Consider the following 23,486-nt stretch of genomic DNA (forward strand, 5'->3'; position numbering starts at 1 on the left):
AACGCCGCCCGCACGCCTCCGGAGAAACACCGATGACCCGCATGCTCCTCGGCGCCGCCAGCGCGGCCGCCGCCCTCGTCGCCGGCCTGGCGACGGCCTCGCCGGGGCTGGCCCAGCCGCCGCCCTTCCCCGCCTCGTTCAAGACCAGCCAGATCACCACCAACGGCGCGACGATCCACGTGCGGGTCGGCGGCAAGGGACCCGCGGTGGTGCTGCTGCACGGCTATGGCGAAACGGGCGACATGTGGGGCCCGATGGCCGCCGACCTGGCCCGCGACCACACCGTCGTCGTGCCCGACCTGCGGGGTCTTGGCCTGTCGTCGCGCCCTGCGGGCGGCTACGACAAGAAGACCCAAGCCGGCGACGTGGCCGGCGTGCTCGACGCCCTGAAGATCGACAAGGCCGACCTCGTCACCCACGACATCGGCAACATGGTCGGCTACGCCTTCGCCATGCAGCGCCCCGAACGTGTCGGCCGCTTCGTTCTGATCGACGCGCCGGTGCCGGGGATCGGTCCCTGGGAAGAGATCCTGAAGAACCCGCTGCTCTGGCACTTCCGCTTCGGCGGCCCGGACATGGAGCGCCTGGTGGCAGGCCGCGAGCGGATCTATCTCGACCGCTTCTGGAACGAGTTCTCGGCCGATCCGGCCAAGTTCTCCGAAGGCGCCCGGGCTCACTACGCCAAGCTCTACGCCCAGCCGGGCGCCATGCACGCCGGCTTCGCCCAGTTCGCCGCCTTCGACCAGGACGCCATCGACGACAAGGCCATCCTCGCCGAGAAGGGAAAGCTGCCGATGCCGGTCCTGGCCCTCGGCGGCGAGAAGTCGTTCGGCCTGACCATGGCCGCGGTGATGCGCTACACGGCCAGCGACGTCACCGAGGGGGTGATCCCCGCCTCCGGCCACTGGATCATGGAAGAAAACCCGGCCGCGACGGTGAAGATCGTCCACGACTTCCTCGACGCCAAGCCGGCGGCCAGGCCGTGAGCCCCCGTCGCACCGCCGCCCTCGGCCTGGCCCTGGTGGGCGCCGCCTTGGCCGGGCCGCTGCACGCCCAGGAACTGCGCCTGACGCCGCCCGAGATCGCGGCCCTGGCCAAGGGCGGCGCGGGGGCCGGCACCTCGGGCGTGGCCGGGATCAAGACCACCACCCTCTACGGCGATCCGACCAGGCCAGGCCCCTACACGATCGAGATCCGCGTGCCGCCACACACCCGCATCGCCGCCCACAGCCACAAGGACGAGCGAACGGCCGTGGTGGCCTCCGGCGTCTGGTACTTCGGCTACGGCAAGAGGAACGAGGACCCGCTGGCCAAGGAACTGCCCCCGGGCAGCTTCTACACCGAGCCGGCGGGCGTGGATCACTTCGCCCAGACGCATGACCAGCCCGCCAGCGTCTACATCTTCGGCTACGGCCCCACGAGCACCGACTACGTCGTCGCCGCGGACGCGCCCAAGCCCTGACCTAGACGAGAAAGGGGCGCGGCCCTCGCGGACCGCGCCCCTTTTGATTTCAAGACCTGGAAGCCTCAGCGGCCCGGGCGGGCGAACGCGGCGACCTTGGCGCGGGCGGCGTGCACCGGATGCTCCGGCTCGGCATAGCGCTGGGTCGGCGCGGCATGGCTAGACCCGATGCGGAAGCCGCCGACATGGTTGGCCAGGTCCGCCGCTTCGGCGCGCAGGGCGCGGGTGGCGTCGGTCGAGCGCTGGGCCATGGCGGTGTTGCGCTGGGTGACCTGGTCCAGTTGGCCGACGGCGCTGTTGACCTCGGTCAGGGCGCTGGCCTGCTCGTTGGCCGAGGCGGCGATCTCGTTGACCAGGCTGTCGATGGCGCCGACCTTGTCGACGATGCCGCGCAGGGCGTCGCCCGTCTGGCGCACCAGCTCGACGCCCTCGCCCACCTGGCGGCTGGAGTCGGAGATCAGGCTCTTGATCTCCTTGGCCGCTTCGGCCGAGCGCTGGGCCAGGGCCCGCACTTCCTGCGCCACGACCGCGAAGCCCTTGCCCGCGTCGCCGGCGCGAGCCGCCTCGACGCCCGCGTTCAGGGCCAGGAGGTTGGTCTGGAAGGCGATCTCGTCGATGACGCCCAGGATGTGGTTGACCTGGTTGGACGAGCTTTCGATCTGGCTCATGGCCTCGGCGGCGCGGGTCACGACCGCGCCCGAGCGCTGGGCCTCGGTGGCGGCTTCGCCGACGCGCGAGGACACCTCGCGGGCGCTCTGGGCGGTCTTGGCGACGGTCGAGGTCAGCTGCTCCACCGCCGCAGCGGTCTGCTCCAGGGTGGCGGCCTGCTGCTCGCTGCGCATGGCCAGGTCGTCGGCGGCCGAGGCGATCTCGTCGGCGCCCGAGCGGATGCCGCGGGTGGCGCGGTCGACCGCGCCCATGGCTTCGGCGAGGGCGGCGGCGGCCTGGTCGAAGTCGGACTTCAGGCTGACGAACTCGGGCGACAGGGCGCCGTCGACGCGGGCCGACAGGTCGCCGGCAGCCAGGCGCGACAGGGCCTCGCCCACCGCGCGCACGGCGTCTGCCTGACGCTGCTCGGCGCTGGCGCGCTCGGCTTCCAGCTGGTCGCGCTCGTCCTGCAGCAGTTCCAGATAGGTCGAGATGGCCAGGTCCATGTCGAGCATGACCGCCTTGTTCAGCGCCACCAGACCGTCGGCCAGCTCGGCGTCGTTCTTGGCGTTGGCGAACAGGCCCTTGGCCCGCTTTTCGACCATGGCGCGGATCAGCTTCTCGGCCACCAGGGCGTAGCCGCCGATGTACCAGCGCGGCTCCAGGCCGATGACCGCGTGGGCCTTGCCGATGCGGGCGACGTCGCCCTCGTAGTCGGCGCCGTACTCGGCCGTGGCCAGGCGACGCCAGTGCGAGGCCTGGCGGCCCTGGGCGTTGCTGATGTGGGCGTCGTTCGAGAACATCTTGCGCGTCTCGGGGAAGGCCCGGACCTGCGCGTAGAAGGCGTCCAGCGCGCCGTTGATCTCGGCGTCGATCACCGGCTTGGCAGCCCGCAGGGCGGCGCGGTCCTTGTGGTCGAAGCGCATGAAGCTCATGCGCTGGTCGAGCTGGTTCTGCGCGCTCATGCCGCCACCCCTGGTCACTGGAATCCTGATCGGAAGAGCCGTGACGGCAATTCATTAACCAAGATTGAAACCCGGGCGGGTTCTTACGCAAAAGCCGTATAAGCGGCCGTCCTGCGACGTCCCGTCACGCCGTCCAGAGATAGCGCCAGGTCTCCGAGATCGGCTTGCCGTCTCGGGTCAGGCGCAGGCTGAGCTCGGCCTGCTTGCCCGTGGGCTTGAGGCCGAACGCCGCTCGGGCGGTGGCCGCCCGCGGATAGGGCGTGATGTTGCTCCAGGTGGTCTCGCCGCCCTTGGCCTCGATGTCGAGCTTAACGCCGTCCAGCCCGTCGGCCAGCATCGGACCGGACAGGTCGATGGTGAACATCCTAAGGCCGTCCTGCGCATCGGCCCCGGTGCGGGTGCGCACCACCCTCGCCTCGCCGTCGCCCAGGCGCTCGCCGCCCCAGTGCAGGCGGTAGGACAGGTCCATGCGCGAGCCGGCCTCCCAGGGCGCGTCCGGCCGCCAGAAGACGGCGATGTTGTCGTCGCTCTCCTTGCGGGTGGCCAGTTCGGCCAGCACCACAGCGCCCTTGCCCCAGTCGCCCAGGGGCTCGACCCACAGGCTGGGCCGCAGGTCGTAGCGGGCTTCCAGGTCGCCGTAGTCCTCCAGACGCCGGGCCCGCTGCACCAGACCAAAGCCCCGCGGGTTCTCGTCCTGGAAATACGACAGGCGGTGGGCCGTCGGGTTGGTCAGCGGCCGCCAGATCTGCTCGCCGGTCCCGGTCAGCATGGCCAGGCCGTCGCTGTCGTGCACGGCGGTGCGGAAGTCGTCGCCGCGCGGACCGTCCGAGACGTTGAACAGGAACATGCTGCTCTGCGCGGCCACGCCCATCTTGGTCATCTTCACGCGCGGGAAGATCGTGGCCGTGACGTCGAAGGTCACGCTCTGGCCCGGCCGGATCGTGAAGCTGTAGGCGCCCGTGCAGCTGGGGCTGTCCATCAGCGCGTGCACCGTCACCGTCTCGGCCCCGTCGGCCGGGCGCTCCAGCCAGAAGCGCTCGAAGACCGGGAACTCCTCGTTCGGCTCGCCCGCGCCGATCGCCAGCCCGCGCGAGGACAGGCCGTAGAACTGGTCGCGGCCCAGGCTGCGGAAATAGCTCGCGCCCTGGAACACGGCGATCTCGTCCAACTTGTCGGCGCGGTTCAGCGGCCACAGCAGGCGCAGGCCCGAAAAGCCGCCGATGGCCTTGGCCGCCCCGGCGTGCTCGCCCGGCACGTCGAACATCTCCGGATCGAACGGCACCGGTCGCGCCACGCCGCCCTCGACCTCGTAGATCGGGAAGACGCGCGGATAGAGATAGGCCGGCGGGAAGAACTCGGCCCGGAACGGCGCCGGCCGATCGGCCCACAGGGCGTGCTCGCCGCGGAACCGGATTCGGAAATATTCGTCGTAGGACAGCCCCGCCAGGCCCTTGTCGCCGCCCGTGGCCGGCGCGCGGTAGGGTTTCCTGGCCAGGCCTTGCGCCAGATCGCGCAGGATTTCCGGCGAGAACGCCTCGCCTTCCACCGATGCGGGTTGCGCCGCAGCAAGACGCGGAAGCATGGCCACCAGCGCTCCGAGAGACAGCGTGCCGAGCGCGCCGCGCCGGCTGACAGAAGCAAATTCCATGCGGCCCTTCTATGCCGCGCGCCCGTGCGACGCTACAAACCGAGCGTTAGATTATCGCCAGTTGACGGCGTCTTTGCGGCGGCGCCGCATAAAGCTGCAAGCCGAGTCGTCCGTGTTCGGCCATGATCGTGACGCAACAAGCTGCGCCTTGAAGCGTTTGAGCCGGCGACACAGTCCCTGCTAGGCTGGGCGTGCGTTGTAACGAGGGGTAAGCGCAGTAGATGGGCGTGCCGGCGGAATTCACCCTGGACGACAAGGACGGCGGCAAGTCCGTCGTGCTTTCCGGGGACTGGACGGCGCGCGGCATGGCCGACGCCGGCCTGCGACTCGCCGAGGCCATGAAGGGCTCGGAGGCGTTCGACCTCGACCTCACCGGCATGAACCGCTGCGATACGGCCGGCGCCTACGCCATCATCCGCGCCGCCGACGGTCGCCTGTCGGCCGGAAATATCAAGGCCCGCCCCCAGACCCTGCGCCTGCTGGAGCTGGTCGGCGAGGCCACCCAGGCCGAATGCCCGCCCGACAACCGCCTGCACGGCGTCGTCGCCCTGCTCGACCGCATCGGCCGGGGCCTGTTCGACCTGCTGCGCGACGGCTACGGCACGCTGATCTTCCTGGGCCACCTGCTGACCGCCCTGGCCCGCTGCGCCGTCAATCCGCGCAAGATCCGCTGGGCTCCGATCGTGGCCCTGTCCGAGCGCGCGGGCCTGGACGCCATGCCGATCGTGGCCACCACCACCTTCTTCATCGGCGCGGTCGTGGCCCTGCTGGGCGCCAACCTCCTGACCGACTTCGGCGCCCAGGTGTTCAGCGTCGAGCTGATCGGCGTGTCGGTGCTGCGCGAGTTCAACATCCTGATCACCGCCATCCTGCTGGCCGGCCGCTCGGCCTCCAGCTTCGCGGCCGAGATCGGCTCGATGAAGATGAACCAGGAAATCGACGCCATGCAGGTCATCGGCGTCGACCCCTACGAGGCGCTAGTCTTGCCGCGCTTCGCGGCCCTCCTGATCACCATCCCGCTGCTGACCTTCGTGGCCACGCTCGCCGGCCTGGCCGGCGGCATCGTCGTGGTCTGGGTGGTGCTGGACCTGTCGCCCAGCTTCTTCCTGCAGCGGATGACCGACTATGTGGGCGCCACCCACTTCTGGATCGGCATGTCCAAGGCCCCGGTGATGGCCATGGTCATCGCCGCCATCGGCTGCCGCCAGGGCATGGAGGTCGGCAACGACGTCGAGTCGCTGGGCCGCCGCGTCACCGCCGCCGTCGTCCACGCCATCTTCGCCATCATCCTGATCGATGCGGTCTTCGCCCTGCTCTACATGGAGCTGAACGTATGAAGACGGCCGCCGCCCCCTCGCCGGCCCCTGTCGAGGCCGCCCCGCCGATCCAGGTCGACGGCCTGGTCTCGCGCTTCGGCGACAACGTCGTGCACGACGACCTCGACCTCACCGTCGAGCGCGGCGAGGTGCTGGGCGTGGTCGGCGGCTCGGGCACCGGCAAGTCGGTGCTGCTCAACAGCATCATCGGCCTGAAGGTCCCCGACGGCGGCGTCATCCGCCTGTTCGGCGAGGACATGCAGGAGGCCTCGCGCCGCAAGTGGACGGCGCTGGAGCGCCGCTGGGGCGTGCTGTTCCAGCAGGGGGCGCTGTTCTCGAACCTGACCGTGCGCGAGAACGTCGCCGCGCCCCTGTTCGAGCACACCCGCCTGCCCAAGAGCGAGGTGCTTGAGCTGGCCGACCTGAAGATCGCGCTGACGGGCCTGCCGCCCCGCGCCGGCGCCCTCAAGCCGGCCGAGCTGTCGGGGGGCATGCGCAAGCGCGCCGGCCTGGCCCGCGCCCTGGCCCTGGACCCCGAGCTGCTGTTCCTCGACGAGCCCACCGCCGGCCTCGACCCGATCGGCGCCTCGGCCTTCGACGAGCTGATCAAGGACCTGTCCGACAGCCTCGACCTGACGGTGTTCATGATCACCCACGACCTGGACAGCCTCTACGCCATCACCGACCGCGTCGCCGTCCTGGCCGACAAGAAGGTGATCGCCCAGGCCCCGGTCGAGGAGCTCGAACACTCCGACCACCCCTGGATCAAGGAATACTTCCTGGGCCCGCGCGGACGCGCGGCCGGGAAAGCCGCTACGGCGAGGAGCCGCTGATGGAAAGAAACGCCAACTACGCCCTCGTCGGCGCGGCCTGCCTGATCCTGTTCATGGGTCTGGTGGTGTTCGTGGTCTGGCTGGCCAAGCTGCAGTTCAACAAGGACTACGACCTCTACGACGTGCTGTTCGTCGGCGCGGTGCGCGGCCTGTCGGAAGGCGGCGAGGTGCACTTCAACGGCATCAAGGTCGGCGAGGTCACCAAGATCGAGCTCGACAAGAGCGATCCCAACCGCGTCATCGCCCGCACCCGCCTGACCTCGGACGTGCCGATCCGCGTCGACAGCTACGCCACGCTGGAGCCGCAGGGCATCACCGGCGTCAACTACATCCAGCTGACCGCCGGCACCTCGACCAAGCCGCTGCTGAAGGACACCGTCAAGAACGGCGAGGTCCCGATCATCCGCAGCCAGCGCAGCGCCCTGTCCGACCTGCTGGAAGGCGGCGGCACGGTGCTCAGCCGCACCATCGAGGCGCTGGACCGCGTCAACCGCGTGCTGTCGGATCGCAACATCAAGACCTTCAGCGCCAGCCTGTCGGACGTGCAGTCGGTCACCGCCGAGCTGCGCGAGCGCAAGGAGATCATCGCCGACGCCCAGAAGGCGCTGCAGAGCATCGACGCCACCGCCCAGGAGATCGCCAACCTGTCGCGCTCGACGCAGGGCGTGGTCGACGGCGACGGCCGCAAGGCGATCAAGGACCTCGGCGCGGCCGCCGACGAGATCAAGCTGGCCGCCAAGGACGTGCGCACCATGGTCGGCCGCCTGGAGGGCCCGACCAGCGACTTCGCCTCGACGGGCCTGCCGCAGCTGTCCTCGGCGATCGTCACCCTGCAGTCGGCCGCCGAGTCCCTCGACCGCCTGGTCGGCGAGGTGGAGCAGAACCCGCGCGGCCTGGTGGGCAAGGCCCCGGCCAAGGAAGTGGAGATCAAGCCGTGAGCGCGTCGATGAAGAAAATCGCCTCGGGCCTGGCCGTCGCCGGCCTGGCGCTCAGCCTGTCGGCCTGCATCAGCGTGTTCCCCAAGGCCAAGCCCTCGGGCATGTACCGCTTCGGAACCACCGCCCCGGCGGCCAGCAAGGGTCCGCCCGGCGCGATGTTCGGGGTGCTCAAGGCCCCGACCGTCTTCACCCGCCCCTCGGCCGGCGACCGCATCCTGACCACCGCCCCCGGCGGCGAGGCGGCCTATGTCGCCGGCGCCCGCTGGATCGCCCCGGCCAGCGTGCAGTTCGACGAAGCCCTCTCGCGGGCCTTCGACGCCGATCCGGGCCGCGCCCGCCTGATCGGCCGCGGCGAGGTGGCCAAGGCCCAGATGGTCCTGCGCCTCGAGGTCCGCACCTTCGAGGCGGCCTATGTCGACGGCCCCAAGGCGCCGCCCGAGGTCATCGTCCAGGTGCGCGGCGTCATCAGCCGCACCGGCGACCGGGCCCTGGTCGGCGACCAGGTCTTCGAAGCCAAGGTGAAAGCCGCCGACAACCGCGTCGGCCCCATCGTCGCGGCCTTCGACCAGGCCAATGCGAAGGTCATCGGCGACCTCGTCGGCTGGATCAACGCCGCCGGCGCGGGCCTGCCGACGGAGTAGGTCGCTTCTCCGGGGGGAGTACGAAGATGAGGTCAGCCCCCGCTCCAGCCACCCAAACACGCCTCCCTCGCCCCCGTGGCGAGGACCGCGCTTGAGGAACCTCCCCCCGTGGGGGAGGTTCGCCGCCAAAGATCCTCCCCCTGAAGGGGGAGGTGGCCCGGAGGGCCGGAGGGGGAAGTGTCCGCGGACGTCGAGGGCGCTGCTGGCTTTCCAGCAACTTCCCCCTCAGTCGCTTCGCGACAGCTCCCCCTTCAGGGGGAGCATCTGGATCCCCTACCCCGCCGCGCGGGCCTTGAAGCCCGCCAGGCGGTCCAGCTTGTCCAGCAGGTAGTCGCTCTCTTCGCGCGACACCGCCTGGGAGGAGGTCAGGAACCGTTGCAGCATGTGCTCCTGAAACCGTTCGCGCTCGCCGGGGCGGCCGTCGAATTCCATGCCGTGATAGGCGTCCACGCCCGCGCGGAAAGCAGCGTAGAGGCGCGAGGGCAGGCCCGCGCGCTCGTAGACCGCCTTCAGGCCCAGCGCGCCGGCGTCGTGCACCATCAGCCAGGTGCGGTGATGCGGCACCCCGGCCAGTTCGGCCAGGCCCCATTCGACGAAGGTCATGTGGCCATGGGCCAGCGCCCGCAGCAGCAGCGACGGCGTCAGCCGGCCCGCGCGGTTCAGGTGGGCGATAAAGGCCTTGGGATCGGCGGTGCGGCCGGCCTGGTCCACCAGGTCGATGGTCGCGCGCTCCTTGGCGCCGACGATGATCTCCAGCGCCCGCTCGGCCGACAGGGCGTGGTTGTCGAGGATGTGCTCGCGCAGTTGGTCGCCGACCATGTCGATCAGGCGCTCGGTCACCGACAGCGGCAGGACCGCGCGGTAGGCGACGGCTTGAAGCACGCTTTCGGACTTGGCGAAGCGGTCCAGCGCCTTCTGCAGGGCGAGGTCCGAGAAACGGGCGTTGTCGTTGGCGCACACCGCGGCCACGACGTCTTCCGGCGCCTGCTCGACCAGCAGGCCGGTGACCTTGCTCGACAGCTTGGGCCGGCGGGCGATGGCCATCTGCCGCACCGGGCCGCCCAGGCGGATGATCTCGGCCAGGTCCTGGTCGGTGAACACCGGTGAGAAGCTGATCACCGGCAGCGACACGCTCTCGACGTCGCGCGCCAGGCGGTTGGCCACGTCCGGCGGCAGCAGCGGCGAGGTCTTCAGGGTCACGGCCAGGGCGCGGCGCACCAGCTCGGCGGCGTCGGCGGCCATGACCCGCAGGATTTCCTGGGCCTGCAGGCGCTCGTCCTCGGAAAGTTCGGCGCGGTCGATCTTGCGGCACAGCCGGTGCGCGGCCAGGGCGCGCTCGTCGGGCGTCGCGCCCTTCACGAGCATGCGGATATCGTCGTTGGTCAGCGCGGCGCGGGTCGTGGCCATGGGCCTGGCCTTCTGCGAATGAACGGTCGAATCAAACAATGTGCCGTTAGGCTTAACGATTGTTTGCCCGCAAACACCCCGGCATTAACGATACCGCGTAACCCGCCGCAAACCGTGACCGCCTAGCGTCCTCGCCTGAACGCCCGAGGATTTGATTCTTGTTCGCATCGCCCCGAACCCATGACGTGAAACGGCCCGGGGCCGACGCTGCGCTCGCCCTCGGCGTGCAGGTGGCGCTGCTGCCCTACGCCCTGGCCATCTTCGCCGTAAGCCTGCCGTTCTTCGTCTGGGCGGGCTCGTTCGCCCAGAACGCGGTGTGGATGTCGCTGAGCTTCGCGATCTTCGCCATCAACTGGGGCGTGTTCTACGGGATCACCAACTGGCTGAAGACCCCGCACGCCCAGGACCTGATCAAGCGCATGCGGCTTCAGGTCGCGGGCGGCCTGCTGTGGGCGCTGGGCGTGATCCAAATGTCGGCCTTCGCCGACGGCGCCGGTCCGATCCGCGAGACCCTGCTGCTGCTGTCGGCCGCCGCCGGCATGGTCTGCATCTTCTTCGCCTCGCCGGTGCTGCAGAGCCTAGTGGTGGTCGCGCCCGTGGCCGCGATCGGCCCGCTGTGGGCGCTGTTCAGCCGCCCCGAGAGCCGCCAGGCCGGCCTGATGGCCGCCGGCGGCCTGGCCCTGGCGCTGGCCATGGCCATGATCTTCAACCGCATGCTGCGCCGCCAGCATGCGCTGGCCGTGGCCCACGAGGCGCTGATCGAGGAACGGATGCGCGTGCTGGAGGCCGCCGAGCGCACCGCCCGCTCCAAGTCCGACATCGTCGCCACCCTCAGCCACGAGATCCGCAACGGCCTGACCGGCGTCACCCACGTGCTGGCCGCCGCCGCCGGCAAGGGCGGGCGGGCCGCGCCCTCGCGCGAGCAGCTGAACGCCGCCCTCGACGCGGCCCAGGACCTGATCTCGGTGCTCAACGCCACCCTCGACGCCGAGACCGCCGAGGCCGGCCGCCTGGCGGTCGAGACCCAGGCCTTCGAGCCCGTGCGCCTGGTCCGCGACCTGGCCCTGCTGGAGCGGCCGCACGCCCTGGCCAAGGGCCTGGAACTGGCCGTCCACGTCGATGCGTCGCTGGAGAACCGGGCGCTGGGCGCGGCCATGGCCGATCCCATGCGCACCCGCCAGATCATCGCCAACCTGGTCGGCAACGCCGTGAAGTACACCATCCGCGGCCGGGTCGAGGTGCGGATCGAACCGCGCGGCGACGACCGCATCGCCATCGAGGTCGCCGACACCGGTCCAGGCCTGTCGGCCGAGGAACTGGAGCAGGCGTTCGAGCCCTTCCGCCGCGTCGAGCGCACCGGCGCCGGCGTCAACGGCGCGGGCCTTGGCCTGTCACTGTCGCGCCAGCTGGCCCGGCTGATGGGCGGCTCGCTGGAGACCAGCAGCGCCCTGGGCGTGGGCAGCTGCTTCACCCTTCTGCTGCCCTACGACGCCGCCTGCCCCTGCCCGCAGGAGCCGGTCGAGGAGACCCTGGCCGCCGCCGATCCGGCTCCCGACGTCCAGCGCAGCCTGCGCGTGCTGATCGCCGAAGACGACGCCCTCAACGCGGCCATGCTGCGCGCCATCCTCGAGCAGCTCGGCCACCAGGTCGTGCACGCCCAGAACGGCCGTCGCGCCGTCGACCTGGCCAAGGTCTGCGAGTTCGACCTCGTCATGCTCGACGGCCGCATGCCGGTGCTGGACGGCCCGCAGACCGCCGCCGAACTGCGCGCCCTGCCCGGCGCCGGCGGCCAGATGCCGATCATCGCCGTCATCGGCGGCGACGCCGACGAGGCCCGCGAGTGCACCGAGGCCGGCGCCGACACCGTGCTGCGCAAGCCCGTCAGCGTCGCGGGCGTCGCCCGGGCCGTGGCCGACGCGGCCGCCCTCACCCGCCAGCCTCGGGCTGAAGCCGCGCGCGGCGTGGCCTGACGGACTTCCCAACGCTCGTTTGACCGCTAATCTCGTCTCCAACGACAAGAAAAGCGGAGGAAGCGAATGCTGCGGGACCTCAAGGTCGTCGAACTGGCCACCTACATCGCCGCCCCGGGCGCGGCCGGCATCCTGGCTGACTGGGGCGCCGACGTGGTCAAGGTCGAGGCGCCGGACGGCGATCCGATGCGCCGCTTCTTCGAGACCATCGGCGCCGACCAGGCCGCCAACCCGATCTTCGAGCTCGACAACCGCGGCAAGCGCGGGATCGTGCTCGACATCCGCACGCCCGGCGGCGCCGAAGCGCTCAAGCGTCTCATCGCCACCGCCGACATCTTCCTCACCAACGTCAGGCCGGCCGCCCTGCGCCGCGCCGGCCTCGACCACGAGACCCTGCGCGCGGCCTTCCCCGCCCTGATCTACTGCAGCCTCACCGGCTACGGCCTGACCGGCCCGGACGCCGACAAGCCGGGCATGGACGTCGCCGCCTTCTGGTCGCGCGCCGGGGTCGGGGCCCTGACCGCGCCCAAGGGCGCCGAGCCCTTCCCGATCCGCACCGGCATGGGCGACCACATCACCTCGCTGGCCACGGTCTCGGCGATCCTGGCGGCCGTGCACGAGCGCCATCGGACGGGCGTCGGACGCCTGGTCGAGACCTCGCTGCTGCGCACCGGCGCCTACGCCATCGGCTCGGACCTCGCCATCCAGCTGCACTTCGGCAAGCTGGCCTCGACCCGTCCGCGCCGCGAGGCGGTCCAGCCGCTGGCCAACTTCTTCCAGACGCGCGACGGCCGCTGGATCTGCCTGCTGGCCCGCCAGGGCGCGACCGACTGGCCCAGGATCGCCGCCGCCGTCGGCCGGCCCGAACTGGTTGACGATCCGCGCTTCTCCGGCGCCCGGGCCCGGCGCGAGAACACCGCCGCCCTGGTCGACATCCTCGACGAGGCCTTCGGCGCCATGGACTACGAGACCGCCGCGGCCGCCCTCGACGCGGGCGACATCACCTGGGCGCCCTGGCAGACGCCGCGCGACTTGGTCGAGGACCCCCAGGCCCAGGCGGCCGGCTGCTTCGTCGAAACGCTGGACGGCCGCCGCTCGCCCGCCGCGCCGGCCCGCTTTCCCGGCATCGACGAGCGTCCGCGTGCGCCCGCCCCATCGCTGGGCGCGGACACGGCCGCCGTCCTGGCCGAGCTCGGCTATTCGGATGAGGAGATTGAGGCCCTGCGGGCCTAACGGGCCTTGCCGCCGGCCGAACCGGCGTTGGCGTCCGAAAGCATGCGCAGCATCTCGGCCGAGAACAGGCTGTTGGCCACGCGGCTGACGCCGCCGCCGTCGTCCGAGCGCGCGCCGCTGAAAGCGCCGCCGTAGCCCTGCGACCCGCGCAGGACGAGGTCGACCACGGCCTTCTGCTGGTCGATGCGGTCCAGCCGTCGGCCCGAGGCGTACTGCAGGAAGCCTTCGTCGCTCTGCGGCTCGCGCTCGCGGACGGTCGGCGCACCGCCGCTTGCGCCGGCGCTCTTGGTCAGGTTCGCATAGACCTCGCCGACGGTGGCGGCGCGGCCTTCGCGATAGAAGATCGAGCGGTTGGCGGCGGCGGCTTCCGGAAACATCGAAGCGGCGCTGGCGCCCGGGTTGCGATTGGCCGCCTCGATCAGCCGGGCCGAACCCTGCGGACCCAGGAAGTGGGCGGCGTAGAGCTCCCCCGAGGTCGGGCTGCGCCCCACCCGGCCGCGCAGATAGGAGGCGTGATCCGACGCCAGTTCGCCGGCCATCAGCGACGCGGCGTGCGGATCGAGCTTCAGGCCCAGCACGGCCTTGCGAGCCTCGTCGCCGGCCACCCGGTACTTGCCGTCCGAGCCCTGCTGGATCAGGTCGGCGTAGCGAGCGTAGCCGTACTTGGCGCCGTGCTTCTTCAGCGTGGCCAGCCAGGTCTGGTCGACGAACTGGAACAGGCCCGAGGCCGAGGAGGTGCGCGCCTTGGCCGCTGGATTGTAGCCGCTCTCGCGCTTGGCGGTGCCCATCAGGAACGTGAAGTCGACACCAGTCGCGTTCGACGCGCGCTGGATCGCCGACTCGACGACGTTGCGGATGGATTGGACGGCCATGGTCCGAATGTCTGAACCAGCGTGGTTAACGCCGACTTAACCACGTTTCCACGTTCGCCGGACGGCCCCGCGACAAGTCGCCCCGCCCTTCCGGCGCTCCGCGACAAACTGCCACGCTGAAGCTTGCCCGATTTGTGCGAGAAACATTGTTTCGATAACGCAACAATGTTACCGCGCGCCAACTTTCGGGGGAAACGATGGCCAAACTCACGGCCTTGATCTGCGTACACAACGAGGAAGTCCGCCTGGCCGAATGCCTGGCCCGCCTGTCCTTCGCCGATGAACTGGTGGTCGTGCTCGACCGCTGCACCGACGGCTCGGCGATGATCGCCAGGCAGTACGGCGCGGTGCTGGTCGAAGGCGCGTTTCCGCTGGAAGGCCCCCGCCGGGCCGCCGGCGCGGCCGCCGCCACCGGCGACTGGATCCTCGAGATCGACGCCGACGAATATGTCAGCCCCGAGCTCGCCGCCGAGGTCCGCGCCGCCGTGGCGTCCGACCAAGGCGACTGGCGCCAGATCCCGGTCGACAACTACGTCGGCGCGCGCCTGGTGAAGTACGGCTGGGGCGGCTCGTTCGGCACCACCTCGGTGGCCCGCCTGTTCCGCCGCGGCGCCAAGAGCTGGGGAACCCAGCGCGTCCATCCGTCGGTGAAGTTCGCCGGCGAGGCCGGCCCGTCGCTGCGCACGCCGATCCGCCACGAGGTCGACGACAACATCTCCGACATGCTGCGCCGCCTCGACCGCTACACCGAGCTGCGCGCCAAGGATCTGGCCGAGACCGGCGAATGGCCGGGCCTGGGCCGCAACGCCTTCCGCGGCGTGCGGCGCTTCTACAAGTGCTACGTCTCGCGCCAGGGCTGGCGTGAAGGCGGCTGGGGCTTCCTGATCGCGCTGATGGCGGCGATCTATCCGCTGCTGTCGGTGCTGCGCATGCAGTTGGAAGTGCGGGGCACGGCCTCCATGGCCCAGGACCCGACGGCGGTCTGCGCCGAAGCCGTGGCCTCGACCTCGCCGCTGGCCTGATGCTCCAGACCCTGCTGCTGTCGCGCGAACTGGCCCGCTGGCGCGCGGCCGGCCGCCGCGCCCGCCTTTGGTGGCGCGACGACGACGCCCGCGCGCCCGGCCCGGCGCTGGAGCGGCTGCTCGCCCACGCGCTGGCCTTCGACGCGCCCCTGACCCTGGCGGTCATTCCCGACGGCGATCGGGCCGATCTTGCCGAACGCCTGGCCACGGTGCGCGGCGTTCGGGTGGTCCAGCACGGCGCCGACCACGTGGACCGCAGCGGCGGCGGCGGCGCCTTCGAGTTTCCGCCCGAACGCACCGCCGACGAGATCGCCGCCGCCCTGCGGGACGGCTGGACCCGCCTTGCGCCCCTGCCCGGCGCGCTGAAGCTGTTCACGCCGCCCTGGAACGCCGTCCACCCCCGCCTGACCGACGCCCTGTCCGCCGAACGCTATATCGGCTGGAGCGCCTGGGCCGAAGTCGCGCCGCAAGCCGATCCGCCGCGCGTCGACACCCACCTCGACCTGCTGCGCTGGAACCCCGCCCCGCGCTTCCGGGGCGCAGGCCGCCTGGCCTCGCAATTGCGCCGCCAGCTGGCGCGCCGTCGCAAGACCGGCGCCTGGGATGCGCCGATCGGCCTGCTGACCCACCACCTCGACCACGACGAGGCGGCGTGGAAATGGCTCGCCGGCCTGATGCGGACGGTCCGCCGCCATCCCGTCCTGGCCTGGAGCGACCTGGGCGACCTGCTGCTGGAGACGGGTCGGACACAGTAGATTTTACGATCGTCATTTTATCTGTTTACGGGCGTCATTTTCCATGACAGCGTGAAGACGTCGACACCGATCGACGCCGCTTCACGGAGGTCGCCATGATCGCCCACCCCGCCGATTTCAACCCGCGCATCGCCGGCCTGGACCGCGACGAAAAGCGCAAGCTGTCCAAGGGCCTGGTCATCGCCCTGGCGGTTTCCGGCGCGGCGCACGTGGCCCTGTTCGCCTACATCGCGGTGCAGAAGTACGTGACCCTGCCGCCCGAGATCGTTCCCGATCCCGGCTTCGTGCTGGAACCGATGATGCCGAAGCCGCCGCCGCCTCCGCCGCCGGAGACCCCGGCGCCGACGCCGCCCAGGGCCTCCAACCCCATCCCGGTCCATCCGCCGCTGCCGACGCCGTTCCCGACGCCCGATCCGCTGCCCGTGCCGATCCCCAAGGACCCGGGCCCGCCGACCATCGCCGCGCCGCCGACCTTCACGGCCGATCCCCCGGCGCCGCCCGCGCCGCCGTCGACCGCTCCTGCGCCCCGGATCATCACCCGGGCGACGTGGCTGAAGATGCCCAGCGCCGACGACATGTCGCGCTACTACCCCGAAAGCGCCCAGCGGCGCGGGGTCTCGGGCGGGGCGACGCTGAACTGCGCGGTCACGGCCAAGGGCACCGTGCAGAACTGCACCGTGGTCTCCGAAAGCCCGGCCATCGAAGGCTTCGGCGATGCGGCTCTGAAACTGTCGCGGTTCTTCAAGATGAAGCCGCAACTGGAGAACGGCCAGGCGGTCGACGGCGCGCAGGTGAGGATCCCCATCCGCTTCAACGCCGCTGACTGAGGGGGCGTCGGACGGACGACCGCGTATCTGGTCGTCCGTCCGGGTTTCTTCAGTAGCTCTTGGGCAAGCCCAGCACGCGCTCGGCGATGAAGTTGAGGATCATCTCGCGGCTGACCGGCGCGATACGGGCGATCATCGCCTCGCGGAAGTAGCGCTCGACGTCGTATTCCTTGGCGTAGCCCATGCCGCCATGCGCCAGCACCGAGGCCTCGCAGGCGGTGAAGCCGGCCTCCGCGCCCAGGTACTTGGCGGCGTTGGCCTCGGCCCCGCAGTCCTTGCCCGCGTCGTAGAGCGCCGCGGCCTTGAAGGCCATCAGGTTGGCCGCCTCCAGCTCCGCCCACGACTTGGCCAGCGGATGGGCCACGCCCTGGTTCTGGCCGATCGGACGGCCGAACACCACGCGCTCCTTGGCGTAGGTCGAGGCCTTCGCCAGCGCCGCCCGGCCAAGGCCGATGGCCTCTGCCGCAAACAGCACCCGCTCGGGATTGAGCCCGTGCAGCAGGTACTGGAAGCCCTTGCCTTCCTCGCCCACCAGGTCCTCCTGGGGCACGAACAGGTCCTCGATGAAGAGCATGTTACATTCGACGGCCTTGCGGCCCATCTTCGGGATCGGCTTGGCCTCGATCTGCTCGCGGTCGGTGTAGAACAGCGACAGCCCGCCGGTCGGCTTGGCGCACTGATCCTTGGGCGTGGTGCGGGCGATGATCAGGATCTTGTTGGCGCGCTGGGCGCCGGTCGTCCAGATCTTGCGGCCGTTCAGGCGATAGCCGCCGTCGACCTTCTCGGCCCGAGTCTCCAGGCTGGAGGTGTCCAGGCCTGAATTGGGCTCGGTGACGGCGAAGCACATCTTGTCCTCGCCCGAGATGATCCGCGGCAGCAGGCGTTCGCGCTGCTCGTCGGTCCCGAACTTCACCAGCGGCATCGGGCCGAAGATGTTGAGGTGGATGGCCGAAGCGCCCGAGAAGCCCGCGCCCGACTGGGCCACGGTCTGCATCATCACCGCGGCCTCGGTCAGGCCAAGGCCCGCCCCGCCCACGCTTTCGGGCATGGCCACGCCCAGCCAGCCGCCTTCGGCTATGGCGGCGACGAACTCTTCGGGGAAGTTTCCGGTCTCGTCGGTCCGCCGCCAGTACTCGTCGTCGAAGGCGGCGCACACCTTGGCCACGCCTTCACGGATCGCTTCCTGCTCGTCGGTCAGCCAGAAACCGGCCATGTCGTCCCTTCCCTGCGCTTCGTCGTTCTTTATCTAGCCCTCGAAACGCTGCGGATCGAAGGCGGCCGCGTCCTCTCCGGGATCGGCGCCCGTCAGATACGCCGCGACCATGTCGGCCACAAGCGGAGCGAGCAGCCAGCCGTTGCGACGGGCCCCGGCCGCCAGGATCACCCCCGGCGCACGGCTCTCGCCCACCAGCGGCAGGCCGTCCGACGTCGAGGCCCGAACGCCGACCTCGATCACCGCCGCCGCACCGGCCAGTTCGGGGCGCAGGCGCTCGGCGGCGATGCGCAGCGGCTCGACCACGGCCGGGTCCGGATCGCGGTCATCGCGCCCGGCCTCCATCGTCGCCCCGACCGCCGGCCGCGGCCCCGGCGCGATGTAGACACCCTTGCCGCGCAGCACCGGGCCGCCGGCCATGGGGGTCTCCAGGCGCAGGATCTGGCCCTTGATCGGCGTCAGCGCGGCAAGCTCCGGCGCCAGATCCCGTCCGCCGCCGCCCGTGGCGACCACCAGGGCGTCGAAGGGCTGGACCTCGCCATCCTCAAGCGTGACGCGTCCGTCGGAGAAGGCGGCCGCGCCGCGACCGTCGAACATGGCGCCGGCCTTGATCGCCGCCTCGCGCAGGGTCGCCAGCGCCTGGCGGGCGTCCAGCCGCCAGTCCTCGTCGCTGAACAGGCCCGCCTGGGTGCGCGTGAAGCCCGCGCCGGCCTCGACTAGCGCCGCCTCGACCTCGTCCAGGAAACCGGCCTCGCCCTCGATCGCCACTCCGCCGCGATCGAGCGTGATGCCCAGGTCCGCCGCGAAGGGCGCCCAGCGCTCGCGCGCGCGCCGCAACACCGGCAGGTGGCCGCGCGAAATCTTGTCGAACACCGCCTCGGCCGCCGGCGCCAGCATGCCGGCCGCCACGCCCGAGGCGTTCTCGCCGGGCGGCGCGGGGTCGAACACCGTCACCACGAACCCGAGTCGGGAGAGAATCAGCGCCGCCGCCGAGCCGAAAGCGCCGGCTCCGGCGACCGCGACGCGCGCGCCTGACTGCAAAATCATGGTCGGCAGACACCGCCCGGCGGCCGAAAGGTCAAGTCCGAATGCTTTTCTGTCGGCGGACCGACGCAAGGGTGCGGCATTTGTGTCGTGTTAGCGACATGCGACGTCGAGGCGAGGTGACGGAATACGATCAGCGGTCTATTCTTCACCGTAAACAACCGCGCCACGTGCACCGCTACGGTCCGACCGGAGCCGAGGACGAGAACACCATGACCCAGAAGCCCACCGCCGAAGTCGCCCATCCCGTCGATATCTATGTCGGCGCCCGCATGCGGATTCGGCGCAAGGTGCTCGGCTTGAGCCAGACTCAGCTCGCCGACGCCCTGGGCATCACCTTCCAGCAGATCCAGAAGTACGAGCGCGGCGCCAACCGCATCAGCGCCAGCAAGCTCTACGACGCCGCCCGCCTGCTGCAGTCGCCGGTGTCCTACTTCTTCGACGGCCTGGAAGAGACCGACAACGGCGAGGACGACGGCGTCGCCCAGCGCATGACCCAGTTCGTCGCCACGCCGGAAGGCCTGGAACTGGCCGACCTGTTCCCCCGCCTGAACGACCGTCGCCTGCGCCGCCGCGTGGTCGACCTGGTCAAGGCGATGGTCGACGACGAGCCGGCCTAAGCCCCTCCTCCACTCTCTTTCGATCTTCCGATCACGCGCCTCATCCCCTGGAGAGGCGCGTTTTCGTTTGGGCTCGCCACTGCTGCTTCAATAGGCCGCAGCGCACCGATACCGGCGTTCAGTAGATGTGAAGCCGCCCCGGGTCACCGTGTCGACCTAAGATAGCGGCGCCCTGAACATGCTCGAAAACGATCGTCTGGCGGCCCTGGCCTCCTACCGCATCCTGGATACGGCTCCCGAGCCGGCCTTCGATCGGCTGACCGGCTTCGCCGCCGAACTGTTCAATGCGCCCATCGCCCTGATCTCGCTGGTCGACGAGCACCGGCAGTGGTTCAAGTCGCGCTACGGCCTGGAGGCGGAATCCACCCCGCGCGAGATGGCCTTCTGCGCCCACGCCCTGCGCCAGGAGCCCCATTCGGTCATGGTCGTCGAGGACGCCACGGCCGACCCGCGCTTTTCCGGCAATCCCCTGGTCACCGGCGCGCCGGACATCCGCTTCTACGCCGGCGCCGTGCTCAGCGATCGCAACGGCCATAACCTCGGCACGCTGTGCGTCATCGACAGCGCGCCGCGCCCCCGCCCCTCCGAGGAAGACCTCGACCGCCTGCGCATGCTGGCCGACGCCGTGGTCGCCCGCATGGAAAAGGGCCGCGCCGAACGGCACATGGTCGAACAGCGCCGCATGCTGGCCATGACCGAGGCCATCTCCGGCGTCGGCCACTGGCGCTGCGATCTCGTCAACCACACCATCACCTGGTCGGACGAGGTCTATCGGATCTACGGACGCGATCCGGCGACCTTCACACCCACCTTCGATAACTGGCTGGAGATGTACCACCCCGACGATCGGGCGGCGGCCGAGGCCAGGGCCCGCCAGGTGGTCGTCGAGCGCGCGGTGCTCGAGCACGAACTGCGCCTGCTGCGGGCCGACGGCGCGGTCCGCCAGGGCCATTCGCGCGCCACCTGCGAGCTGGACGAGGACGGCCGGGTGATCGCCGTCTTCGGCGTCCTGCGCGACATCACCGACGAGCGCGCCCTGCGCCGCAAGCTGGAGGCCAGCGAAGCCCGCGCGCGGCGGGTGATCGCCGACGCCTACCAGGCGATCGTCACGATGGACCAGGCAGGCGTCGTCACCGACTGGAACCGCTTCGCCGAGCGCACCTTCGGCTGGACGGCGGCCGAGGCCCAGGGCCGCCGGCTGTCCGACCTGATCGTCCCGGCCGAACTGCGCACGGCCCATGACGAGGGCCTGGTCCGCTTCCTGGCCACCGGTCGCGGCGCGGTGCTCGACCAGCGCATCGAGATCACGGCCCAGCGCCGAGACGGCGAGACCTTTCCCGTCGAGCTGGCGATCAGCGCCGCCCGCAGCGCCGAGGGCTGGCAGTTCACGGCCCTGATGCACGACATCAGCGCCCGCAAGGCGCAGATGGAGGAGTTCGAGACCGCCTTCCACCACGCCTCGGTCGGCATGGCCCTGGTCACGCTCGACGGCGCCTTCAACAAGATCAACGCCGCCTTCTGCGACATCGTCGGCTACGACGAGGCCGAGATGCTGGCGACCGACTTCCAGACGATCACCTACCCCGCCGACCTCGACAAGGACCTGGCCCTGCTGGGCAAGCTGCTCGACGGCGAGATCGCCAGCTACGGCATGGACAAGCGCTACATCCACAAGGAAGGCCGCATCGTCTGGGTGCACCTTTCGGTGTCGCTGGTCCGCGCGCCCGACGGCTCGCCCAAGCACTTCATCGCCCAGGTCCAGGACCAGACCGCCCGCGTCGAGGCCCAGGAGGCGCTGGAGCGCCAGACCCTGGAACTGGCCGCCATGGCCACCCAGCTGGCCACCGCCCGCGACGCCGCCGAGGAAGCCAATCACGCCAAGGCCGAGTTCCTGGCCAATATGAGCCACGAGCTACGCACGCCGCTGAACGGGGTGATCGGCTTCTCGCGGCTGCTGGCCGAAAGCCCGAACCTGGCGACCGAGGACCGGCGGCGGGCCGAGCGGGTGCGCGGCGCCGGCGAGGCCCTCAACGCCCTGATCAACGACATCCTCGACTTCTCCAAGCTGGAGGCCCGCGCCGTCACCCTGGAAAGCGCGCCCTTCGCCCTCAAGGAGATGCTGGTCGAGACCACGGCCATGGTCGAGCCGCAGGCCGACGAGCACCAGGTCGACCTGCGCATGGTCGGCGACCTCGACGGCTGGTACGTCGGCGACCGCCATCGCCTGCGCCAGATCCTGCTGAACCTGCTGTCCAACGCCGTGAAGTTCACCCGCCACGGCTCGGTGACCACCCAGGTCGAGGTCCTCGGCGCCGCCGGCGATCGCGCGGCCCTGCGCATCAGCGTCATCGACCAGGGCGTAGGCATCGCGCCCGACAAGCTGGACCGCCTGTTCAAGCGCTTCTCCCAGACCGACAGCTCGATCACCCGCACCTTCGGCGGCACCGGGCTGGGCCTGGCGATCTCGCGCGAGCTCGTCGAGCTGATGGACGGGCGGATCTGGGTGGAGAGCGAGCTGGGCGAAGGCTCGACCTTCGCCTTCGAGATCGAGCTGCCCCTGGCCCAGGCCCCCGCCGTCGTCGCCCCGGCCGAGGCCGCCGGCCGCGCCGCCTTCCCCGGTCGCCGGATCCTGCTGGTCGACGACGTCGAGCTGAACCGCGAACTGTTCAGCGAACTGCTGGGCCGCCGCGGCTGCGTGGTCGAGACGGCCGATGACGGCGCCCAGGCGGTCAAGGCGCTGGAGCGCGCGGCCTTCGACCTGGTGCTGATGGACGTGCACATGCCGGTGATCGACGGCCTGACCGCCACCCGCGAGATCCGCCGGCGCGGCCTGACCGCCTCGCCCATCGTGGCCCTGACCGCCAGCGGCGCCCCCCAGCAGATCGCCGCCTGCCTCGACGCCGGCATGGTGGGCCATCTGCTCAAGCCGCTGAGCGAACGCGACCTCGACCAGGCCCTGGCCCTGCACCTGGCCAAGGCCGCCGCCGTCGCCGCGCCGGTCGACGAGGCCGACGACGAAGCCGCCGCCCGCGACGCCCTGGCCTCGGCCATGGGGGCGGTCCGCGTCGCCCGGCTGGCCGGCATGCTGCGCGACCAGCTGGTCGAACGCTTCCAGGACGAGGCCCCGCAGGCCCTGCGCGAGGACGCCCACCGCCTGGCCGGCTCGGCCGGCATCCTCGGCTTCATGCGCCTGTCGCGCGACGCGGCCGAACTGGAGAACGCCTGCATCGCCGGCGCGCCCCTCGACGAGCCCCTCGAACGCCTGCGCCAGGGCGTGCGCCGCGCGGTGGCCGATCTGGACGCCTGGATCGAGGACCTGTCGCGCCAGGCCGCCTGATTTCGCCGCAATCGGCCTACAAACCGAAATACAGCCAAGAGCCCGTCGCGCTATAGTGGAGGCCGGTCCGATCAGGAGGCCTTCGACATGCGCCGCTCCGTCTTGCTCCTCTGCACCCTCGGCCTGGCCGCGGGCCTCGCCGTTCCCGCCCTGGCCGCCGCCCCGGCGCCGGCCGAGAAGGCCAAGCCCGCCTCCCGGGAAAGCTGCTTCTTCGCCGACCAGGTGCGCGGCTATCAGGTCGTCGACGAACGCACGCTCAATGTCGATGTCGGCCGCAAGGAAGCCTACCAGCTGACGCTGTTCAACTCGGCCTTCGACCTGGACGTCTCCACCCGCATCGGAATCAAGTCGCGCGGCGGCTCGTGGGTGTGCTCGCCCTTCGACGCGACCGTGATCGTGCCCGAGGTCACCGGCTCCTCGCGCGACTACCGGGTGCAGGCGATCCGCAAGCTGACCCCCGAGGAGTACGCGGCGGCCTGGCCGAGCGTGAAGGCCAAGAAGCCCAAGTCCTGAGGCCCCGCCTCGGCGGCGCCTGAAAACGCTTGCCCCGGATCGCGGGGCGGCGACATCTAGAGCCTGGCCGTAGCGCCGTCGGGGGCGACGACGACGGCCAGGAGCCGTCCGATGATCCCGCAGACGAACGCCGCCGCCGGCGCGCCGCCCCGCCAGGGGCCGTGGTACACGCACCTCTACGTGCAGGTGCTGGTCGCCATCGTGGCGGGGGCGCTGATCGGC

At 70.7% G+C, this 23,486-nt stretch carries 20 protein-coding genes; 14 read left to right on the forward strand and 6 right to left on the reverse strand.

The annotated features are described in order from the left end of the window. The first annotated feature begins 32 nt into the window (after positions 1-32). Both G5B46_RS23910 and G5B46_RS23915 read left to right on the forward strand, forming a co-directional pair. A complete protein-coding gene (locus G5B46_RS23910; protein ID WP_165263161.1) occupies positions 33-986 on the forward strand; it encodes an alpha/beta hydrolase in 954 nt (317 codons plus the stop codon). Beyond that, on the forward strand, positions 983-1,462 hold the full coding sequence (locus G5B46_RS23915) for a cupin domain-containing protein (protein WP_165263163.1): 480 nt from the start codon (positions 983-985) through the stop codon (positions 1,460-1,462). The genes G5B46_RS23910 and G5B46_RS23915 overlap by 4 nt, the downstream gene beginning before the upstream one ends. 65 nt (positions 1,463-1,527) lie before the next feature. Here G5B46_RS23915 and G5B46_RS23920 read toward each other — a convergent pair whose 3' ends face one another. Continuing rightward, positions 1,528-3,075 carry a globin-coupled sensor protein gene (locus G5B46_RS23920; protein ID WP_165263165.1) on the reverse strand — a complete coding sequence of 516 codons (1,548 nt, stop codon included), beginning with the start codon at positions 3,073-3,075 and terminating at the stop codon, positions 1,528-1,530. A 124-nt stretch (positions 3,076-3,199) separates the two neighbouring features. Continuing rightward, positions 3,200-4,723: a glucan biosynthesis protein G gene (locus G5B46_RS23925; RefSeq protein WP_165263167.1), complete on the reverse strand. Its 1,524-nt coding sequence runs from the start codon at positions 4,721-4,723 to the stop codon at positions 3,200-3,202. Between the two features lie 221 nt (positions 4,724-4,944). On the opposite strand from G5B46_RS23925, the gene G5B46_RS23930 reads away from it, so the two are divergent. From G5B46_RS23930 to G5B46_RS23945, 4 genes are read left to right on the forward strand one after another with little or no spacing between them, the layout of a single operon-like run. Beyond that, positions 4,945-6,060, forward strand: coding sequence for an ABC transporter permease (locus G5B46_RS23930; protein ID WP_165263169.1), 1,116 nt, complete (start codon positions 4,945-4,947; stop codon positions 6,058-6,060). Beyond that, positions 6,057-6,872 (forward strand): ABC transporter ATP-binding protein, encoded by an 816-nt coding sequence (locus tag G5B46_RS23935; RefSeq protein ID WP_165263171.1) that lies wholly within the window; start codon positions 6,057-6,059, stop codon positions 6,870-6,872. The genes G5B46_RS23930 and G5B46_RS23935 overlap by 4 nt, the downstream gene beginning before the upstream one ends. After that, entirely contained in the window at positions 6,872-7,810 is a 939-nt protein-coding gene (locus G5B46_RS23940) for an MlaD family protein (RefSeq protein ID WP_165263173.1), read from the forward strand. Before G5B46_RS23935 ends, G5B46_RS23940 begins: the two co-directional genes overlap by 1 nt. Continuing rightward, complete coding sequence (locus G5B46_RS23945) at positions 7,807-8,451, forward strand: ABC-type transport auxiliary lipoprotein family protein (RefSeq protein WP_346764977.1); 645 nt, start codon at positions 7,807-7,809, stop codon at positions 8,449-8,451. The genes G5B46_RS23940 and G5B46_RS23945 overlap by 4 nt, the downstream gene beginning before the upstream one ends. Before the next feature lie 273 nt (positions 8,452-8,724). On the opposite strand, the gene spbR is transcribed toward G5B46_RS23945, so the two are convergent. Beyond that, positions 8,725-9,858, reverse strand: a complete 1,134-nt coding sequence (gene spbR / locus G5B46_RS23950) for a pole-localized protein SpbR (RefSeq protein ID WP_165263175.1) — start codon at positions 9,856-9,858, stop codon at positions 8,725-8,727. A 185-nt stretch (positions 9,859-10,043) separates the two neighbouring features. On the opposite strand from spbR, the gene G5B46_RS23955 reads away from it, so the two are divergent. After that, positions 10,044-11,828: an ATP-binding protein gene (locus G5B46_RS23955; RefSeq protein ID WP_346764978.1), complete on the forward strand. Its 1,785-nt coding sequence runs from the start codon at positions 10,044-10,046 to the stop codon at positions 11,826-11,828. A gap of 66 nt (positions 11,829-11,894) precedes the next feature. Then, entirely contained in the window at positions 11,895-13,061 is a 1,167-nt protein-coding gene (locus G5B46_RS23960; protein WP_165263179.1) for a CaiB/BaiF CoA-transferase family protein, read from the forward strand. On the opposite strand, the gene G5B46_RS23965 is transcribed toward G5B46_RS23960, so the two are convergent. Continuing rightward, on the reverse strand, positions 13,058-13,933 hold the full coding sequence (locus tag G5B46_RS23965) for a transglycosylase SLT domain-containing protein (protein WP_165263181.1): 876 nt from the start codon (positions 13,931-13,933) through the stop codon (positions 13,058-13,060). The genes G5B46_RS23960 and G5B46_RS23965 overlap by 4 nt on opposite strands. Before the next feature lie 197 nt (positions 13,934-14,130). Here G5B46_RS23965 and G5B46_RS23970 point away from each other — a divergent pair, with 197 nt between their 5' ends. The 3 genes from G5B46_RS23970 to G5B46_RS23980 all read left to right on the forward strand — a co-directional run bounded on the left by G5B46_RS23970 (position 14,131) and on the right by G5B46_RS23980 (position 16,537). Continuing rightward, a complete protein-coding gene (locus tag G5B46_RS23970) occupies positions 14,131-14,955 on the forward strand; it encodes a glycosyltransferase family 2 protein (RefSeq protein ID WP_165263183.1) in 825 nt (274 codons plus the stop codon). Next, positions 14,955-15,710: a polysaccharide deacetylase gene (locus G5B46_RS23975; protein WP_165263185.1), complete on the forward strand. Its 756-nt coding sequence runs from the start codon at positions 14,955-14,957 to the stop codon at positions 15,708-15,710. Before G5B46_RS23970 ends, G5B46_RS23975 begins: the two co-directional genes overlap by 1 nt. 95 nt (positions 15,711-15,805) lie before the next feature. Continuing rightward, the gene (locus G5B46_RS23980) at positions 15,806-16,537 is read left to right on the forward strand and encodes an energy transducer TonB (protein ID WP_165263187.1); all 732 of its coding nucleotides are present in this window, start codon (positions 15,806-15,808) and stop codon (positions 16,535-16,537) included. A 49-nt stretch (positions 16,538-16,586) separates the two neighbouring features. On the opposite strand, the gene G5B46_RS23985 is transcribed toward G5B46_RS23980, so the two are convergent. Together G5B46_RS23985 and G5B46_RS23990 are read right to left on the reverse strand one after the other, a co-directional pair. Further along, positions 16,587-17,750 (reverse strand): acyl-CoA dehydrogenase family protein, encoded by a 1,164-nt coding sequence (locus G5B46_RS23985; protein WP_165263189.1) that lies wholly within the window; start codon positions 17,748-17,750, stop codon positions 16,587-16,589. Between the two features lie 33 nt (positions 17,751-17,783). Beyond that, the gene (locus tag G5B46_RS23990) at positions 17,784-18,797 is read right to left on the reverse strand and encodes an FAD-dependent oxidoreductase (RefSeq protein ID WP_165263191.1); all 1,014 of its coding nucleotides are present in this window, start codon (positions 18,795-18,797) and stop codon (positions 17,784-17,786) included. A gap of 209 nt (positions 18,798-19,006) precedes the next feature. On the opposite strand from G5B46_RS23990, the gene G5B46_RS23995 reads away from it, so the two are divergent. From G5B46_RS23995 to G5B46_RS24005, 3 genes are all read left to right on the forward strand, one after another. After that, positions 19,007-19,414 carry a helix-turn-helix transcriptional regulator gene (locus G5B46_RS23995; protein WP_058350643.1) on the forward strand — a complete coding sequence of 136 codons (408 nt, stop codon included), beginning with the start codon at positions 19,007-19,009 and terminating at the stop codon, positions 19,412-19,414. 178 nt (positions 19,415-19,592) lie between these two features. Then, entirely contained in the window at positions 19,593-22,751 is a 3,159-nt protein-coding gene (locus tag G5B46_RS24000; protein ID WP_165263193.1) for a GAF domain-containing hybrid sensor histidine kinase/response regulator, read from the forward strand. Between the two features lie 87 nt (positions 22,752-22,838). Further along, entirely contained in the window at positions 22,839-23,264 is a 426-nt protein-coding gene (locus G5B46_RS24005; RefSeq protein WP_165263195.1) for a DUF6491 family protein, read from the forward strand. The last annotated feature ends 222 nt before the right edge of the window (positions 23,265-23,486 follow it).

It is taken from the genome of Caulobacter sp. 602-2, from assembly GCF_011043625.1.
Lineage (GTDB): Bacteria > Pseudomonadota > Alphaproteobacteria > Caulobacterales > Caulobacteraceae > Caulobacter.